The sequence below is a fragment of the Pseudomonas sp. WS 5079 genome, assembly GCF_012985465.1.
In the GTDB taxonomy this organism is placed as follows: Bacteria; Pseudomonadota; Gammaproteobacteria; order Pseudomonadales; family Pseudomonadaceae; genus Aquipseudomonas.
The window spans coordinates 1-16,415 of the sequence record NZ_JAAQWN010000005.1; the positions used below are offsets into that span (position 1 = coordinate 1).

Below are 16,415 nucleotides of genomic sequence, written 5' to 3' on the forward strand. Positions count from 1 at the left end.
AAACTTCTTGGGGTGGCTGATGAACTCGAACTGGGGCCTATTCAGCTTCAGGGTCGCTTGCATCTTCTACCCCGATGATTACTTGCTTGGGCTCGGGCAGGCCCTTGTTCGGGTCTTCCAGTTCGCGTCGCAGCTTCTCATTGGTGAGTCGCCGCGTCTCCAGGTCTTCCTTCGTCCGCTCAAGGCTCTCGACACGGGCAGTGAGGCGGTCGATCAGGCTGGAATAGTCGCGAACCTTGCTCGTAGTCGTGATCGAGGTGAGCGAGGTCTCCTTGCCGCCGACCAGGATCGGCTCTTCCTTCTCCGACTCCACCTCCAGCGTGTTGCCGAATTCGTTCTCCCTGGCTAGGGCACGCATCAAGCGCACTCGCGTCAGTCGTAATTCATCATCCACGCGCCCCAGCTCTATGCCGGCAAGCATGTCGTTCTCTTCGTCAGTCAGGAATCGGCTGTAGATCGAGCCGGGCTTCGCAGCGTTCTTGTTGCCCCTCTGTTCCTTAGGGCCTGAACTCTTGCCGCCGTGTAGCTTGCAGCGAGAGGAACCCGGTATCGCGTGACGCTTGCATGGTTCCCCGTTGCCGCGCTTGGATGCGCCGCATAGGGCCATAGTCAGCCTCATTCATGGGGTTGGTTTTCGCAGAACGATTCATTCAATGCATTCGAACGTCATTCAATGATCATTCGATTCTGTTTTACCTCACCAGCCGCCGACCATCTTGGCCCCTACCGCCATACCGGCGATGAACACCAGTACGACCATCAGCGAACCACGGCTCGGTGCCATCGATGCCACTGGTTGGCGCATGGGTGGCGGCTCTGGAGGCCTGACCGACTGGCATCCACCACACACTGGAATGCGCTGGTCCGTGATCAACGACACTCCGCACCCAGTGCACGCGGCGCACCTGGTGGGAGTCATGGCGCAACCTCATACTGGAATGCCCGATCAGCAGGCATGGCCGTCACAAACCGGCACCGGTGAGTATCGAACGCCTCATTGAACGCAATGGTGCGGCGGTACTCGGAGGTGACCTTACCGGTGAACCGCTCGCGGTGAACGACCACACCCTCACGCAGAAACTCGACCTCGGCCGACCCCAAGAGCTTGGTTACGATTACTTTCATGGCGTCACACGAAGCTGAAGGCCGCCACTGCCAGGACAATGATCACAAGCGCGATCCCGCCCAGCAGGGTGACAGTCTTGGAGGAATTGGTATTCGAAGCCATGGCGATGCCCTCGGCGCATTCCGCGCCACAATTTTGCGAGTTACGAAAACGTGGCGCGGATTACTCAGCCTTACGGCCTGGCAGCTTGAAGTCAGTCACCCGGTCAGCAATGGACCGGATCTTCTCCACGCCCAGGAAGCCAACCCAGCCACCGACGAAGGTAGCCATGCTCTGTGGGAGCGAGAAGAACTCAAGCCCGCTGATGATGGTCAAGGCCAGGCCGCCACAGATAGCGCCCTCCACGATCATCTGGCGCCGGGTACCCCCACCGTAGGTGATTCGCAGAACAGCCATCGCACAGGACAACGCAGCCGCATAGAGGATTGGCGAATGCTGGCTCAACCACGCAAGCGCTATCGCCCAGGTGTCTGGTTTGTCTGGCATGTTGGACATCTCGGTACCTCCCCGTCAGGGAGTTAGGGATACAACAGGCCAAAGCCTGCGGAATTGAATCGGCTCACACGGCACTCCCAGCTCGGAGCAATGGGCGTGGTGGAGCCGAAAGATTGGGACTTGATACGTCCGGGAAAGCACCCACTTGGGTAGCGGCTTTCCTCGGAGGTACAAAAAAGCCCGGCGCATATGTCTGGGCTTTTTCTATTGCTTCCAGGCGTATTCAGCAGGGAGTCAGGCCGACACCGTCAGGCGCAGGCTTGGCCGAGGCCATCACGAAGTGGTTGCTGGATGCGCGCAGATTGGATGCCAAACTTTCATCAGTGGTCTGGCCACCCGTTCGCCACATGGCCAGGGTCAGCTCCAGGCGCTTCACGCCGACGCTTGGCAGTTCGGCCAGCATCACCACGGATCGATAAGCGTAGGCTGCAGGCTCGGCGAATGCCGACAGGGAGAAACAGGACAGGCAGGCGGCGAGCACCAGGCCCAGGCAAGCGGACATTCGCTTCATCATTCGGCATTCCTTGTGGTGGGTTTCTTTGGGCAATAAAAAACCCGGCGCGGTGGCCGGGTTTTCTTGGATCAGGGAGTAAGTTGCCGAAGGCAAAACTCTAACAGTGGCGAAATCATGCCATGAGCCGCACGGGAACGCAATAGGCCCTCATGCGGCCTCGCGCATTTCGTAAATTACCGCTGCAACGGGGCTCAGTGCGCGGCGGTCCAGATCCTCGCAACATTCGAAGATCAGTTGCAGCACACCACCCCAATCCCGATCCCAGTTGCACGATTCCAGGCGCACTTCGTAGACCTGCCACATCCAGGCCCTGAACTTCTCGGCGCTGGCCAGCGGGTCTTCGTTGGACGATTGCCCGCCCTGGTGCATGTGCTGGTACCGCCGTAGCACGCCCTTCACGACGAACTCCAGCTTCTCGCGCTTGGCCGCCGTCATGCGTGGAGACCTGTTTTGCACCAGCAGGAACACGACCTCTTCCGCCGCTTCCCGGATGTCGTCGCTTTGCTCGGCAGCGTACATGAAGTCACCGAATACGCGGATCTGCGGGTGCAGGCGAGCGATTGCCGACTGGATATGCCCAGCCAGCGCACCGTGCACCGCGTGGCTCGCCGTGGGCCCGCGCTCGGTGGTCTGCACCACCACGCCCAATTGCACTACGTCTGATGTCTGGCCGGGGGCCGGGTTGTACTTGCAGTCATGCCAAGCCTGGCGCGCTGAGTTGATCTTCATGCTGCCTGCCCCTTCTTGAGTTCTCTGGTCTTTGCCCGGTACGTGGCCTTGATGGCCTTGATCTCATCCACGGTGTACTTGCGAACGCTCTGGTCGGATTCCAGGGAGTCGACCGCCTCCTGGCCAATGCGCGCTATCAGGCCGATCCGGTAGTCCACGGCATTGCCGGACAAAAACCGGTTGTCCTGCTTGCTCTGTGCGTGACAGTTGCGTTCATCGAAGCGCAAGTGCGGCGCTGAGCCGACGCTGCGGTAATGACCTGCATCTACCGCGTTGCCGCTCCAGTCCAATGGCTTGCCGCTGGAGATGCATAGGTGGCCGGCGGCCTGGTCCCGGGTGCGGATGAACTCGTTGAACGCCTGCTGGGCTTCGCGGATGTGATCGCCGCGGGTCTTGAGCGCCTCCTTGCGCACCTTGATATCCCGGCGACCGGCCTGGGCCAGCGACTTCTTCTCCTTGGCCTTCTGCGCCTCTACGGTGGCCAGCGCACACTTGGGACTGCACACCGCCTGACCGAGGCGCTGCGGGACGAATGAGGCCCTGCATGCTGGGTTCTTGCAGGTCTTGGGCTTTGGTTGCTTGCGCTCAATGGTCATTCCTGACTTCTCCGCAAGCTGTCGATGTATGCCTGCTTGGCCCTTTCATTGCTCGCCTTGCGCCGCTTCTGGTTGATCGGCTCCATCACGCGGAAGAAGCCCCACAAGAAAGGAACCGATACTGGAAAGGTGATCAGCATCGCCAGCCGGATAACAAATGCCGTTACCGCGAAAGCCAGCCGGTACAGCCCTTTCCAGGCCTCCCGATACATATCCCGATCAAACATGCCGGTGGAAACCTGCCAGGCGATGTAGCGCATCGTGAATTTCTGGCTCATCAATAGCGCCCTCCCCAGTTGTCCTTTTGTGTCCACCGCACCTGGTGCTCGGCGCCAAAAGCAAAAACCCATTCGATCAACTCTCCGCACTGCTTCACGGTGAGCTTGCTTGTACGCTCGTAGATGACGTCGAAGCCGTTACCGTCTACCGCTGGGATCATCTGCGGTTTGTCGCCCGTCTCCCGCAGCCAGGCGGCCGTCAGCAGGCGCTTCCAGATCAGGACATCCCACTTCTTCCCGGCGTGCTCAACCTGGGCCGCGATATCGGCCAGCGCCGCGTGCAGGGCCTTGTTCTGCTCCCCGCTGCGGTCCACTTCGGTGATGGCCAGCTTCTTGGGCTTGGCCAGGTCCAGGCCGGCGATGTAGCCCATGGCCTTGCTGCGGTCTGATTCGTTGCGGATCTGGAGGCTGGTCATTGATCAATCTCCACGTCGCGGCACTCTTCGCAGTAGGCAAGGCGCCCGGCGTGCGTCAGGTAGTAACCCGATACGGTGACGATGCCTTTGCGCTCGCTACCGAGTTCCAGATAGCCGAACTCTTCCATCTCCACGGCAAGCTTGGATTTGGTCTGGTATGGGAGGCGGTTTTCAATTTCAGCCGCAAACACCTTTTCCAGCATGTTGAACACGCTCTTTGCCATACCGGTCATGACTGCTCTCCCTGGCCAAGGGCGGCGCGACGGTCTTCGTGGAAGGCCAGAACCTCTTGCATGCCGTTGTCGACCGCGACGATTTCCCGGTCGAAGTAGGCCTGAGCAAGCGTTTCGTTTTCAGGTGGAAGCTCTCCAGGGCCAACCAGCGAGTTGTAAATCCACATCATGGCGCCCTCTGCGCCCAGCCCATGCTCCTCCTCGATGACCGCTGCGCGCATGGCGAGGATGTAGCGACCGAACAGCAGATCCAGCTCCTTGATACGCATCCTGGACTCTTGAAGCTTGTCGATCATTGTCCCGCGCTCTTCGCTCCAGCACCCCTCGTTGAACTTGACTGTGTCTTTCCACTCCGTGGCTTCTTCGCGCAGCGCAGTCAGCTCTTCGGCCTGCCGTTCAACCTGGCCCTTCCACATGTCGCGGTTACGCTCAATACGTTCGTTCTCAGCCTTCAGCTCAGCATTCACCCGCTCGTAGGCTTCGTAGCCGGTGCGTAGGCCGGCGACTTCGGCGCGGAGCTGGTCTCGCTCGGCCACCGCGTTTTCGGCAACTCTACTGAACGCACGCAGGGCTAGTTCGTCACGCTCGTTCTCGGCCTTGAGCAGAACGTTCTGGTCCTCGAGTTTGGTCATCATCAGATGCCATTCGGGCTCATCGTTTTCGGACTTAAGGCGCTCGTTCTCGGCGATCAGGGCCAGGACTGCGGCAGGGTTGGCGGCGGCAATATATGCCGCGTCTTCGGCGGTCATGCTCACCATGTGGTGAACCGGAGTTTCGTCGGTGCCCAGCGCTACGGATCCATTGACGACCGGATACGGGGCCTTGAGTTGCGGGTGATCCTTGGCGGTGAATATCCGCCGCTCGACGTGCGGGCGTCCAATTCGGCAAGGAAGCTCTGTTTCGATTACCTGCCAATCGCCTTGGGTTGCAGCCTCGGCCAGACGTTTCAGTTCGGTGTTGTCGGTCATGTCCGCTTCTCCGCTGCTTCTGCGATCAATGCCAGGCGCTCCAACTTGCGCGCCTGGAGCCATGCAACGGACATGCGGTCTTTCTCGCTACCCTTGTCGACCCACTCCCATACTGGGCGGCCGTTGCTGACCATGTAGGCCCGGTACATCTGGCTGTACTGTTGCTGGCGGATCTGCGTGACGCCGCGACCTTTCAGGAATCGCTCGTCGCCGGCCTTAGGTTTTGGCTTGGTTGGTGCTGTGCTGTATCGAATGCTGGTTACTGCCATGTCAAAAGCCCTCCTTGCCGCGCTGTGATTCCCAATCGAACGGAACAACGATCAGCCCGCCTTCCCGCAACCGGTCGACGCAGCGGTCGCCCATGGCCCTGCCCAGGTCATTCGCTTCCAGGTTGGAAATGATCACCGTCGGCGCCTCACGCTCGTACCGGCCGTTGATGATTGCGAACAGGGTGGTCAGCTCGAAGTCGCTCGGCTGTTCCTTGCTCACGCCGATCTCGTCCAGCACCAGCAGGTCGGGATTGATCAGACTGGCCAGGATGTCGCCCTCGGTGCGCTCGCTGTGCCGGTCGTACGTGCCACGGATGGCCTGCAGGACTGCCCCAACCGTGCGATACACCGCCGACCGGGAGGTCTTGTGCAGCAGTTCGTTGGCAATGGCCACGCCGAGGTGAGTTTTGCCGGTACCAGGCTTGCCGATCAGCACCATGCACCGCCCTACTTCGCGGATCTGGTCGAACGTGGCTACGTAGTGGCGGCAGAACTTCAACGCCTTGCGCTGTTGGTCATGCTCGACCTGGTAGTTATCCAGCGTGCGAGTAAGGAAGCGTTTCGGGATCAACGCATCGCCCAGCTTGCGAGCCAGGGCAATCCGCAGCTCGTATGCCTTGTTCGCCTTATCGCTGGCTTCACGCTCTTCTGCGATGGCGCGCATGCATTCGGGGCAACCGCCCTTCAGCTCGCGACCCAGCAGCACTGTGACCTTCTGGTCGAAGCTGCCGTGCTTGTCGCATTCCGCTGGCTGGGTACGGATCGGCGGCGCGCCTTCTGGAAGCGCCATAACCTTCTCAGAGCGCATAGGAACCGTCCTCACGCTGAATCAGGCCTGCGGTGTAGTCGCGATCTGCGAAACCGGTGTGGCGCGATTGTGGGAACTGGTGGACGTTGGTCGGGGTGTCGGGTATCTCGTCCTCCCAACGCTTACCGTTCAGCCACGTCGATGGGTGCGGGATGAACTGGCCCTTGTCCTTGATCCATTCCGGCGTCAGCACCTGCTTGCCCAGCGCCTTGACCATCAGGTCGAACAGGTCCGGGCTGACCTTGAGCTTGGCCCAGGCCTTCTCCGCCTTGTCCTTCCCCACCTTTCGCGGATAGAGCTTCCAGAACTTTGGGAAAAGGTCTTCCACCACCACCGGAGCAGGCGACGGAGGAAGGGAATCCGGAATCAGGAATCCGGAATCAGAAGAGAGGGAATCAGCCGGGAAAGAACTGTTCTCGCCTGGTGCTTGCATGGTGCTAGCACCAACCTTTACCGGGCAATGCTCTGGGACGGGCATTTCAGGGATGGTGCTCTTCGCTTCCTTGAGGTGTGGGTTCTGGTGTTTCGCCCAGTTCACGATCTGGATGGCGTTGAATGATCCAACCGTGTAGCGGGTGATGAACCCCAAATGATCCAAGTCAGCGAGCATCTTTTCGATGTCGACGTTGTCGGCCGGGAACAGGGCCATTTTCAGGCGGCGGGGACGATCCTCAAGCCTGCCCTCGCGGTCTGCTTCGGTCCACATGCCGATAAAGAGCAAGCGGGTGGCGAAATCCACCTCTGCCAGATGTTCGTTCGAGAAGAACCCTGGTTTGATATTTCTTGAGCGGGCCATCATTGGACCTCCAGGTTGTACTGCGCCCATAAACCAGCCACCCAATTGACTCCCCTTGGGGTGAATTTGGTCTGGTTGAAGGCGTGGCCGTTATCAGCGGTATCGGTTTTGACTTCGAAACGCCCGGCGTCGATGTGATGCTGGTAGGCCTGCCATTCGCCGCCCATGCGGTACATGATCTTTTTGTCGATCAGGAACTCACGGAACCGGGATTCGTTGGCCTTGAGCAGTTTTGCTGTCTGGCGGAACCCTTTGAGCCCCGTTGATTTGACGTATTCGTCCACGAACGCGATCTTGGGCGCGGCCGCAATGAGGGCCTGATTAGCCTGCTGCTGGAGCTCAAACTGTTCTGCCCAGGCACGGGCGGCAGCAGCTGGATTGGAAAAGTCAGGAAGAGTTGCGATTACGCGAGGGGCTTCCAGTGCTTTCAGCTTTTTCAGCACGGATCGACGTACAGCTTTCGACTCACGCATCCCGACCAGCATGCACTGATCAAGAGTGAGGCTGTACGTGGCTACCTGGTTGCCATGGACGGGGGTGTAATATTTTTGCACCCCCCCCAATTCATCGCCCAGTTCATCCTCGATGCGAGCAAGGAAGTGATCGTTTCGCACCTTTGGCTCTCCGGCGGAAAGGCGCGCTTCGTTGATCATGTCTCGCAGTTCAATGCTCGACATTGTCCGCGCCACGTTTTGCGATTGCAGAAAACGTGGCGCGGTTTCGTTGGTGTTGACGACTGATTGGGGAATAGGCATTATTCGCTCCAGAACGTTTTTGAATGTGCTGCACGAAAAGCCACCATTGCCCGGTGGCTTTTTTGTGCGTCCGATTTACTGCTTGGTTGTTTCACTGGCAGATCCTCAATAGTCCCTGAGGGACTTATCAGCCCTTTCGTCCTATGGAAGCGACGTTGCTCCGGCTCTTTGGTGGTCGGGTCATTCGATCAAGCGCCCGGTTCATAATTGTTGCGGCCAGCTCTTCTGGGGTTACGCCGTTGCGTCTGGCCAATAGCTCCAGATCAGCGAGTCCCTGCCAGTCGAGCTGGATTTCCAGCGGTTTTCTTTCAGGCACAGGGCCTCCTCGGCTACTTCAGGCCACGTCTGTTTTCGCGTTAAGCTCTTCCATCATTTGGTTCAGGCCGCGCTCCAAGATTTCGCGAGCGAGCACGGCTTTCTGGGTCCGCTGAAAGCGCGCCATAGCCGTCAGCAAGTCATCGGCGACCTCATCCAGGCGAACCTTGGTTGGCTTGTCGTGAAGGTGGTCAGGTGCGAAGTACGACATCTGTGTTTCCTTGTGTGATTGGAATGGGTTTAAGCGGCTTGGAATTCGGTGTTCTTCGCGGTCTTCTCACGCTCAGCAAGCAGCAGCTCAATGGCCTTGCCTGTGCCGTAGCCGACCATCGTCCCGCTGGCTGCGCGGGAGATCGTGGCCTGCGTGGTGCCGCAGTGCTCAGCTACTTCTGTCTGCGACAGCCCGAGCTGGAAAAGGCGATTCAACATCTCTTGAACTGTCATGACTGGAATCCTATGAGGTTTTGCATGACAAATCATACGAATATGCATTGCGCCATGCAATAGAATTCTCATAATCCGCATTCGTATATTTGGTGAGTAATGGATATCGCTGGGCGCATACGCGCGAAAATGGCCGACGCTGACCTAAACGAAACGCAGCTCGGCAAGAGGTCAGGCGTTCCGCAGCCAACGATCAACCGGATTTTGTCCGGGGAAAGCGCAAGCCCGCGCATGCCGACAATTGCAAAGCTGGCCAAGGCTCTGAGGGTCTCGCCGGAATGGCTCATGTACGGCACCGGCGACGAAACCTTTGACGCGAACGTGGAGTCGGCTCCAGGGCCGAACCGGTACTACGAATACCCTGAAATAAGCTGGGTACAGGCGGGAGTTGCAGCGGAGGCAATGGACTTGTTCAACGTGGGCGACTTTGAGGCGATGCACCCTTCTGACGCATGGGCCGGCCCGAATGGCTTTTGGCTAAAGGTGAGAGGGCCATCGATGACCTCAACCAATGGCATGAGCTTCAGCGAGGGAATGCTGATTCTGGTGGCACCGGGTGGCGACGTGGAAAGCGGCCAGTACGTCGTGGCCAAGCTGATTGACACCAATGAGGCCACGTTCAAGCAATTCATCTGGGACTCCGGCAGGGCCTACCTGAAGCCACTTAACCCGTCCTTCCCCACTGTAGAGGTGGACGACACCTGGTCCGTTGTAGGTCGAGTGGTTGATGCGAAGTGGCCTAGATCCGTCCTATAGCTGAAAGGTAGAATCGGAAAAAACGCCCGGCTATGTTCGGGCTTTTTTACGCCTTCGAAAAATATTATGCAAAAACGTATTGACCGCCATTATGAGGATTCGTATAGTTCACTGCATCGAGTCACCCAACAGGGACTCGCCAGGGCCTACCAAGACCCGCCGCAACACAGGCAGCGATGCCAGGCAGACGCCGAACGCTCTTTAAAAGTCTGACGTGACCCAACGACGTACCGGCAACCCCGGTGGTGAGAAAGCTAAACCGTCGTCCATGCAGCCTCTGGTAGCTGCCGTACTCCCACATGTGAGTACGCGAAACCACGCTTCCAAACCGGAACAGCATCGAACACGAAATGTGCGACGCCGGTGAGAGACGACTCGGATGTGTTGCGTGGTGGAGACAGAAAATTACGAGTTCTTCGGCGAAAACCCGCCGGAGACGATGACAAGGCGCTGGCGATGAAACTTCGAAACCACATGGCCCTGCTCAACCTTGAGTTGAGTTTCAAGCCTACGAATGTGAGCGAGAAGCTTTGCGCCGCGCCCTGGCTTCAAGGTTTCAAACAAAGCATGAGCGTCTTCTATCTGCTTCTGGATGTTGGCGATTTTGCGCTTTGACGACATTTGATTCACCGATTCAGTTGAAAGCGGACTGTATCAAGGTTCGGAGTTAAGGAAACACCAGAATCGAATTAGCGGGCCCGATAGCTTCGGCTGGGACCGCCGGACCTCATGCACCCTGCCCACCTAACCGGGCAAACGAGCTGCAGAGTGCATGTTGTAGGGACCTGTGATCCAAGGCGAACAGATGCTGATTGACGCCCTGGGGAGGAAGCTCACCGCCAACCAATGAAGACGAACGGCCAGCCCTGCAATCAGCAGCGGGCAACTGGCCAACACCGCTGACGCAACAAACCCAGGCCGTCGCCAGTAGCGGGCCTTGGCACAGATGGCGCCCTGCTGTTTCAGGCCTGCCATCTGGTTTCACAAATGCCTCTAGTCCCCCTGGAGGTATTTGGAAGCCGAGTAATCAATGAGGGCAAGACAATGCCTAACCCAAACAGCCCAAACGGCTGCTATCAGCGCCACGGGTATACGGTTGAGCGAACGCCACGGAAGAGCGGCGCCGGCCACCACCGAGCCATCTACGACCATAACGGCCAGCAGGTTCTGAACCGCGCCGGATACGACGCAGAAATCCAGTTCTGCATTGAGCATGGATTGATGCTGAAAGAGGATAGGACCCGCTGCAGTCCGCGTAGCTGTTAGTAACAGCGGTTGAAACGGAATGCATGGACCTGCATCAACCCCGGGGCCCACTGCACATCCCGCCGGGAGGGAGCCGAAAGGTAGCAGCAGCCCGCACATGCGGATTAATTCAATAGGTGGCCACTGCCTGCCCAGTGAGCGCACAACGGGGGATACAGCCATGAAATAGCTCAGCGAAGTAGATACCCCGCGCCACGTAGGGAGGTCTATGTGTCGCACCGAAAGCCCGGGCAATGTTCGGGCTTTTTTACGCGCCTCGATTACGTCAGCACTTCTCCCCCGCGCCCATCGGCAACCAGCGGGAGGCATGTGTGCTGACGAATACAGGTGAGCCAAAGGAGCGAGACATGAACTTCCAACCGCCAGATCCGCCCGATTATGGCCACTGCCTGACCTGCAATCGGGTCATCCATGTGGACGAAAAGCGAGGCGATAACTGCATCGAGTGTGACGACCAAGGAGGGAGCGACGGCGCCGATGAAAACGGGGTTCGCCCCGCTGTTTCTGAGGACGGCGCCTACCGCTTCAACCCGTGGACCGGCCAGCACGAATAGTCCGCTCGTTCCGCCTAACCCCAAACACTGGAGGTCGCCATGGCCCGAACTTACGAATATTGGACGGTCAAGGACGGCGAGGACATCGCTATCAAGCTGACCGTCACATATTACTCGGCTCGAAAAGGAAACTTCAGCTCGCAAGCCGTCGATCCAGATGAGTACTTCGGTCATTGCGAAATCAATTGGGAGTCGGAAGACGACACCAGCTTCATGACTGAATCCGAAATCGCCTCGATGGAAGAATGGCTTGTAAATGAGCATTACGAGTATCTGGCCGACCAAGACTATTACGACTAACCCGCCATCCTGGAGGCGACCATGAACGCAGCATTGAAGATATGCCAGGAGCGTTACGACGCTCAGTTGCCGCCTCCAGTGAGCGAGTCGGCGGTAGAGATTGCCCGCAAGGAGTGGATCGACAACGCGGTGGAAACGCTGGTTGATCGGCGCAGCGACGTGCAGTTCAAGCGCCGACTGCATTCAGCTCAGGGCGTGACGTTCAAGACCTTCGCCGCCGAGGTCGAGCAGTTCGCGGTCAACAGTGACAGTAAGAGCCCATGCGCCATTGGCGAAATGGTCATTGCTGGGTTGCTTGGTGATCGCTTCCTGGCGCGCGACGGCGCCGAGGACCTGATGGCGGTAGCTGACCCCAAAGAACAACTCCGCGTGATCGCCGAGGCCCTACTCCGGCCCTTGGTCAATGACGCCCTGATCGCCCAGGCAGAGGACAACGAACTATGAGCCCGCACATCCTGATTGATGAGGCGCTCGAGGCCCTGGAGCATCCCGCCAGCGAGCCCGGCGCCCAGCGCGTCGTCCTGAACATGATCACCAATATGCTCACCGGCAACGCCATCACCAACGAAGAGTTCGCCCACTACTGCCAGCGCCTCCTGAAAGTCACCAGGCAGCGCAAGGAGGCCGCATGAACAGCATGACCCTGGCTTTTACTCACAAGTCCTGGCTCGGCGCCCTGTCGCTGGCCTATGACGCCGGTATCGAAAACGTACACGCATGGAGCCGCAGGGCCTGCCTGTGCGGTGAGTGGACTGTGGCTTATGAGGTGAAAGCGTGAAGCTTGAGCGATCAATACTCATCACCTTGGCGGCTCACGAATCGGTCTTGCAGCGGATCAAGTCGCTGACTGCGGATATCGGCCTTCACCTTAGTCGATGTGAGAACCGCTACGACCTGATCGGACCTAAGCCTGTCAATGAGTTTCCCGAGCTTGGCGATCTGCCTTGGCCGAACGGAAGTGAAGAGCACTGGAACATCCTGTACGACGAGAAAAATCGCCGTAAGACGCACATGTGGGAGGCGTTTAGAGGATGGTCCGAAGAGGAAGACCGAGGCCTAAACGACGAAGAGATAAGGGATTACCTGCTTAAGCAAGGGTGCGTCCACTGCACCAGGGCATGGTATTTCGTCAGAGAACGCAAGAAAGCCCGCCGCGACCTTGGCAACTTCCGCCGCTCACTTCGCGCCTTAGGCAAGTCAGCAATCAAAGCGCTGGACCCGCAGCCATGACCACCCACCAGCAGCACAGGCGCCGCGCCATCCGCTGGGCCTTCTTCATCACCGGCCTGATCTTCTACGCCGTCCTGTTCCTGGGCCCCGCTATCGGCGGCCTGATAACCGAATAACCCCCAAACCTTCAATCGCTGCGAGCATCGCGGCAAGGATTCCCCATGTCCGCAGAACAGCAACTGGCGATCCTGCCAGCTAAAGAAGTAGCCCTGGCAGTATTCAGCGCCCCCAACGGCCTCGACCCATACCTACAAAGCGTCCGGGAAGAAATCGACAAGTTCAACGCCTCGGCACCTGACGTTAAAACCAAAAAGGGCCAAGACGCGTATCGCTCGATTGCTTACAGCCTGGCGGGATCAAAAACGAAACTCGACAGCCTGGGCAAAGAGCTCGTCGCAGAACTGAAGGATGTGCCAAAAAAGATCGACGCCGAGCGCAAGCGCGTTCGTGAGCTGCTGAGCACGTGGCAAGAGGAAGTTCGCAAGCCGCTGACTGACTGGGAAGCCGCCGAGCAGGCTCGCAAGGATCGGCACGTCGATGCCGTACAGGCAATTGCGGATTTTGCCTTGGATCTGTCGGACGTCACCGCCGCGGTACTGCTTGAGTCTATCGCCTCGGTTGAGGCGGTGAAGATGGGCGAGCACTGGGAAGAGTTCGAGGCTGAAGCTGCCCGCACCAAGGATCAGGTTCTGGACAAGCTGCGCGCCACCCTCGCCGCCCGCCAGAAATATGAAACCGAACAGGCGGAACTGGTCAGGCTGCGCGCCGAAACAGAAGCGCAGGCCCAGCGCGAGCGCGACGCCCAGATCGCCCGTGAAGCAGAGGAGCGCGCCCGCCGCGAAGCCGAGCAGCGTGCACAGGCAGAACGCGATGCCGCAGCCAAGCGTGAAGCCGAAGCAAAAGCCGCCGCTGATCGCCGCGAGCTGGAGTTGAAGCTGGCTGCTGAGCAATCGGAGCGCGCCGCCGCCCAGGCAGCGCGGGACAAGATCGAATCGGAGCAGCGCGCCGCGCAACAGAAGATCGAAGACGAGCAGCAACATAAGCAAGCGATGGCTCAGGCCGAAGCCGATCGAGTCGCTGCTGAGCAGCGTGCAGAACAAGAGCGCATTGACTCGGAGCGCCGCCAAGCTGAAGCCGCCGAGCGAGCGAGACTCGCAGAGATCGCCCGGGCAAATGCAGCTGCCGACGAGATCAACCGCCAAGCCGCCGCGCGGGAAGCGGACAAGGCGCACAAAGCAAAGATCAACCGCGCCGCGCTGGACGCATTTATCGCCGGCGGTATGCCCGTGGAATGCGCGAAACAGGCAGTCACCTTGATTGCTCAGCGCAAGATTCCAGCCATCGCCATCACTTACTGAGGTCGTCATGAACGAGATCATTCAAATGCCGGCACGCGAAAGCGCCGGCCTTACTGCCGCCGAGGTTCACCGCTTCTCGGCCGTAGAGATTCGCCAGCGCGTTAACCTGGTGCAGGAAGTGATGCAGGGCATCATGAAGCGTGAAACGCACTACGGCACCATCCCTGGAACCCAGAAACCAACCCTGTACAAGCCGGGTGCAGAGGTGCTTTGTGTGACCTTCCGGGTTGCGCAGGAATACCGAATTGAAGATCTTTCCGGCCCAGGTGTAGCGCGCTACCGGGTCACTTGTGTTGGTCGTCACCAGATGACCGGTGTTGCTCTCGGCGAAGGCGTCGGCGAATGCTCGTCCAGCGAAGAGAAGTACAAGTGGCGCGGCGTCATCTGCAAAGCGGAATTGGACGCCACTCCGGAGAATCTGCGCCGGAAGAAATATTACAAAAACGGTAATACGGCCGACCAGATCCGCACCGAACCAGCAGACCTGGCCAACACCATCCTCAAGATGGCCTGCAAGCGGGCCATGATCGCCATGACGCTCAACGTCACCGCGGCATCGGACATCTTCACGCAGGATATCGAGGATCTACCCGAGGAGCTGCGGCCACAGGAGCAGGCTCAGGCTCAGGCGCAAAGCCAGAAGGCCACACCAGCCCCCCATGACCCTGCCCTGTCAGCTCACTGGATTGCCCAGGCCGAAGCTGCAATCACGCCCGACGCACTGACAGAAGTTTGGAAGGCTGGGGTGGCTGTCATCAATGACGCCAAGGACACAACAGCCTACGACCTGTTCAAGGCCGCGGTGGTGGCGTGCGGAGTGAAGCTCAAGGCCACCGAAGAGGCCAAGCCGGAAAGCGAGGACGTCGCAGACCAGCAGCCCGAACCACCAGCCGACGAAGAAGTTGAATTTGAGGAGGTCCCAGAATGATCATCGTGAATTGCGCGCAGGGGTCGGAAGAGTGGCACCAGGAGCGAGCAGGCGTTATCACCGCCAGCATGTTTGGCGATGCGCGAGCGAAGCTCAAGTCAGGACCGAACAAGGGCGAACCAACCGCCAAGGCTCAGGATTATGCATTCCGACTGGCTGTGGAGCGGATCAGCGGCAAGCCCCTTGATGGCGGCTTTGAGACCTGGCAAATGCGCCGGGGGCATGAGCTGGAACCACAGGCCCGCATGGAGCATGAAGCTCAAACTGGTTTGATTGTCACCCAGGTCGGACTGGTCAAAACCGACGACGGCGCATTTGGCGCCAGTGCAGATGGCTTCATCGGCGAAGATGGCGGCTCGGAGTACAAGTGCTTCCTCGCCCCTGAAAAACTTCGGTCGTTCCACATCGACAATGACGCCAGCGAGATCATGGACCAGGTACAGGGGTGCATGTGGATCACCGGTCGCAAGTGGTGGCACATCGGGATGTACTGTCCAGCCCTTGAGTCGGTCGGACGCCAGTTGTGGTGGCAGGAATTCAAGCGCGACGACAACTACATCGACAAGCTTGAAGAGGAGCTTTGGGAGTTCAAGCTGCTGGTGGACGGATATGAGGAGAAACTGCGGAGTAAAGCAGCATGATCAGCATCCTCCGTAACGAAGTGGAACGGCTGCGCCCGGCGCACGATGAACTGGCCGCGCAGATGGCTGAGTTTGTGGCATCTGGCGGTGAGATCGAAGTCGCGCCGCCCACTGGCTACAAGCCAAAGCCCATCACCTACAGCAACCAGATGCCGCCATTGCCGAAGCCGTTTGTTCGGCGCAAATCTGAGGCAGATGCCCTGCCCCTCGACAAGGACGACATCCGCACCCAGGAGCGCCTAAGGCTGGTTGAGCAGATACGCCAGCTCGGCGTCACGCACACCCAAACCGAAGTCGCTGCTGCACTTGGTGTAAGCCGACGGCTCATCTACAACCACGCCGCCCGGTACGACATCACGTTTAAGGCGCCAAGCCGGGGCGGCGCTCGCAACCTGGTGCACAACGTTGTTGATAAGGAGCGGGATGCGAAGTTCGCCGAGCGGATCAGGGCATTCATGGAGCTTGGCATCAGCCGGCGCCAGTGCTGCGGGAAGCTGGCAATCGGCAGCAAGGCATTCGAACGCATCATCGCCACCCACGGCATCGACTATCCCAAAGCACGCCAGGGCGGAACTTCATGCGCCGCATAGCCCGCACCCAGCAACGCAAACGTCAAACCTGGCTCGCACTGCCGGCCAGC

28 protein-coding genes and 1 pseudogene are annotated in these 16,415 nt (G+C 59.0%); 12 read left to right on the forward strand and 17 right to left on the reverse strand.

Annotated elements, in window-relative coordinates; all coding sequences use genetic code 11:
- Nucleotides 1–37: 37 nt before the first annotated feature.
- The 17 genes and pseudogenes from HBO05_RS14300 to HBO05_RS14375 all read right to left on the reverse strand — a co-directional run bounded on the left by HBO05_RS14300 (nucleotide 38) and on the right by HBO05_RS14375 (nucleotide 8,742).
- Nucleotides 38–421 (reverse strand): hypothetical protein, encoded by a 384-nt coding sequence (locus HBO05_RS14300; RefSeq protein WP_262381415.1) that lies wholly within the window; start codon nucleotides 419–421, stop codon nucleotides 38–40.
- 72 nt (nucleotides 422–493) lie between these two features.
- Nucleotides 494–619 (reverse strand): annotated as a pseudogene (locus HBO05_RS29445) (HGGxSTG domain-containing protein); the annotation flags it as partial.
- 296 nt (nucleotides 620–915) lie between these two features.
- Nucleotides 916–1,125, reverse strand: a complete 210-nt coding sequence (locus HBO05_RS14305; protein ID WP_169956914.1) for a hypothetical protein — start codon at nucleotides 1,123–1,125, stop codon at nucleotides 916–918.
- Nucleotides 1,126–1,288: 163 nt separating this feature from the next.
- On the reverse strand, nucleotides 1,289–1,621 hold the full coding sequence (locus HBO05_RS14310) for a phage holin, lambda family (protein ID WP_065943809.1): 333 nt from the start codon (nucleotides 1,619–1,621) through the stop codon (nucleotides 1,289–1,291).
- Nucleotides 1,622–1,844: 223 nt separating this feature from the next.
- Nucleotides 1,845–2,132, reverse strand: a complete 288-nt coding sequence (locus tag HBO05_RS14315) for a hypothetical protein (protein WP_172312980.1) — start codon at nucleotides 2,130–2,132, stop codon at nucleotides 1,845–1,847.
- 150 nt (nucleotides 2,133–2,282) lie between these two features.
- The gene (locus HBO05_RS14320; RefSeq protein ID WP_169956910.1) at nucleotides 2,283–2,864 is read right to left on the reverse strand and encodes a hypothetical protein; all 582 of its coding nucleotides are present in this window, start codon (nucleotides 2,862–2,864) and stop codon (nucleotides 2,283–2,285) included.
- Entirely contained in the window at nucleotides 2,861–3,460 is a 600-nt protein-coding gene (locus tag HBO05_RS14325; RefSeq protein WP_172312982.1) for a recombination protein NinG, read from the reverse strand. Before HBO05_RS14325 ends, HBO05_RS14320 begins: the two co-directional genes overlap by 4 nt.
- Nucleotides 3,457–3,738 carry a hypothetical protein gene (locus HBO05_RS14330; protein WP_169956908.1) on the reverse strand — a complete coding sequence of 94 codons (282 nt, stop codon included), beginning with the start codon at nucleotides 3,736–3,738 and terminating at the stop codon, nucleotides 3,457–3,459. Before HBO05_RS14330 ends, HBO05_RS14325 begins: the two co-directional genes overlap by 4 nt.
- Nucleotides 3,738–4,154, reverse strand: a complete 417-nt coding sequence (locus HBO05_RS14335) for a recombination protein NinB (protein WP_169877750.1) — start codon at nucleotides 4,152–4,154, stop codon at nucleotides 3,738–3,740. Before HBO05_RS14335 ends, HBO05_RS14330 begins: the two co-directional genes overlap by 1 nt.
- Nucleotides 4,151–4,387: a hypothetical protein gene (locus HBO05_RS14340; RefSeq protein WP_172312984.1), complete on the reverse strand. Its 237-nt coding sequence runs from the start codon at nucleotides 4,385–4,387 to the stop codon at nucleotides 4,151–4,153. Before HBO05_RS14340 ends, HBO05_RS14335 begins: the two co-directional genes overlap by 4 nt.
- On the reverse strand, nucleotides 4,384–5,355 hold the full coding sequence (locus HBO05_RS29305; RefSeq protein ID WP_262381416.1) for a hypothetical protein: 972 nt from the start codon (nucleotides 5,353–5,355) through the stop codon (nucleotides 4,384–4,386). The genes HBO05_RS14340 and HBO05_RS29305 overlap by 4 nt, the downstream gene beginning before the upstream one ends.
- Entirely contained in the window at nucleotides 5,352–5,624 is a 273-nt protein-coding gene (locus HBO05_RS14350) for a hypothetical protein (RefSeq protein WP_172312986.1), read from the reverse strand. The genes HBO05_RS29305 and HBO05_RS14350 overlap by 4 nt, the downstream gene beginning before the upstream one ends.
- 1 nt (nucleotide 5,625) lies before the next feature.
- A complete protein-coding gene (locus HBO05_RS14355; RefSeq protein ID WP_172312988.1) occupies nucleotides 5,626–6,432 on the reverse strand; it encodes an ATP-binding protein in 807 nt (268 codons plus the stop codon).
- Entirely contained in the window at nucleotides 6,422–7,228 is an 807-nt protein-coding gene (locus tag HBO05_RS14360) for a hypothetical protein (RefSeq protein ID WP_172313401.1), read from the reverse strand. Before HBO05_RS14360 ends, HBO05_RS14355 begins: the two co-directional genes overlap by 11 nt.
- On the reverse strand, nucleotides 7,228–7,983 hold the full coding sequence (locus tag HBO05_RS14365) for a phage antirepressor KilAC domain-containing protein (RefSeq protein ID WP_172312990.1): 756 nt from the start codon (nucleotides 7,981–7,983) through the stop codon (nucleotides 7,228–7,230). Before HBO05_RS14365 ends, HBO05_RS14360 begins: the two co-directional genes overlap by 1 nt.
- A 334-nt stretch (nucleotides 7,984–8,317) precedes the next feature.
- A complete protein-coding gene (locus tag HBO05_RS14370) occupies nucleotides 8,318–8,509 on the reverse strand; it encodes a hypothetical protein (RefSeq protein WP_058410615.1) in 192 nt (63 codons plus the stop codon).
- A 29-nt stretch (nucleotides 8,510–8,538) separates the two neighbouring features.
- Nucleotides 8,539–8,742, reverse strand: coding sequence for a helix-turn-helix domain-containing protein (locus HBO05_RS14375; protein ID WP_172312992.1), 204 nt, complete (start codon nucleotides 8,740–8,742; stop codon nucleotides 8,539–8,541).
- 99 nt (nucleotides 8,743–8,841) lie between these two features.
- On the opposite strand from HBO05_RS14375, the gene HBO05_RS14380 reads away from it, so the two are divergent.
- The 12 genes from HBO05_RS14380 (at nucleotide 8,842) to HBO05_RS14435 (ending at nucleotide 16,365) form a co-directional block, all read left to right on the forward strand.
- Nucleotides 8,842–9,498: a S24 family peptidase gene (locus HBO05_RS14380; RefSeq protein ID WP_095040227.1), complete on the forward strand. Its 657-nt coding sequence runs from the start codon at nucleotides 8,842–8,844 to the stop codon at nucleotides 9,496–9,498.
- Nucleotides 9,499–9,861: 363 nt separating this feature from the next.
- Nucleotides 9,862–10,113, forward strand: coding sequence for a hypothetical protein (locus tag HBO05_RS14385; protein WP_172312994.1), 252 nt, complete (start codon nucleotides 9,862–9,864; stop codon nucleotides 10,111–10,113).
- Nucleotides 10,114–11,111: 998 nt separating this feature from the next.
- Entirely contained in the window at nucleotides 11,112–11,318 is a 207-nt protein-coding gene (locus tag HBO05_RS14390; RefSeq protein WP_172312996.1) for a hypothetical protein, read from the forward strand.
- A gap of 39 nt (nucleotides 11,319–11,357) precedes the next feature.
- Complete coding sequence (locus HBO05_RS14395) at nucleotides 11,358–11,618, forward strand: hypothetical protein (protein WP_172312998.1); 261 nt, start codon at nucleotides 11,358–11,360, stop codon at nucleotides 11,616–11,618.
- A 21-nt stretch (nucleotides 11,619–11,639) separates the two neighbouring features.
- Nucleotides 11,640–12,062 carry a hypothetical protein gene (locus HBO05_RS14400; RefSeq protein WP_172313000.1) on the forward strand — a complete coding sequence of 141 codons (423 nt, stop codon included), beginning with the start codon at nucleotides 11,640–11,642 and terminating at the stop codon, nucleotides 12,060–12,062.
- Nucleotides 12,059–12,250: a hypothetical protein gene (locus HBO05_RS14405; RefSeq protein WP_012724021.1), complete on the forward strand. Its 192-nt coding sequence runs from the start codon at nucleotides 12,059–12,061 to the stop codon at nucleotides 12,248–12,250. The genes HBO05_RS14400 and HBO05_RS14405 overlap by 4 nt, the downstream gene beginning before the upstream one ends.
- Nucleotides 12,247–12,396, forward strand: coding sequence for a hypothetical protein (locus HBO05_RS14410; protein WP_010566434.1), 150 nt, complete (start codon nucleotides 12,247–12,249; stop codon nucleotides 12,394–12,396). The genes HBO05_RS14405 and HBO05_RS14410 overlap by 4 nt, the downstream gene beginning before the upstream one ends.
- Nucleotides 12,393–12,848 (forward strand): hypothetical protein, encoded by a 456-nt coding sequence (locus HBO05_RS14415; RefSeq protein WP_172313002.1) that lies wholly within the window; start codon nucleotides 12,393–12,395, stop codon nucleotides 12,846–12,848. The genes HBO05_RS14410 and HBO05_RS14415 overlap by 4 nt, the downstream gene beginning before the upstream one ends.
- A gap of 161 nt (nucleotides 12,849–13,009) precedes the next feature.
- Nucleotides 13,010–14,206 carry a hypothetical protein gene (locus HBO05_RS14420; protein ID WP_172313004.1) on the forward strand — a complete coding sequence of 399 codons (1,197 nt, stop codon included), beginning with the start codon at nucleotides 13,010–13,012 and terminating at the stop codon, nucleotides 14,204–14,206.
- A 7-nt stretch (nucleotides 14,207–14,213) separates the two neighbouring features.
- Nucleotides 14,214–15,134, forward strand: a complete 921-nt coding sequence (locus HBO05_RS14425; protein WP_122753998.1) for a hypothetical protein — start codon at nucleotides 14,214–14,216, stop codon at nucleotides 15,132–15,134.
- Nucleotides 15,131–15,775 (forward strand): lambda exonuclease family protein, encoded by a 645-nt coding sequence (locus tag HBO05_RS14430; protein ID WP_057712091.1) that lies wholly within the window; start codon nucleotides 15,131–15,133, stop codon nucleotides 15,773–15,775. The genes HBO05_RS14425 and HBO05_RS14430 overlap by 4 nt, the downstream gene beginning before the upstream one ends.
- A complete protein-coding gene (locus HBO05_RS14435) occupies nucleotides 15,772–16,365 on the forward strand; it encodes a hypothetical protein (RefSeq protein ID WP_172313006.1) in 594 nt (197 codons plus the stop codon). The genes HBO05_RS14430 and HBO05_RS14435 overlap by 4 nt, the downstream gene beginning before the upstream one ends.
- The last annotated feature ends 50 nt before the right edge of the window (nucleotides 16,366–16,415 follow it).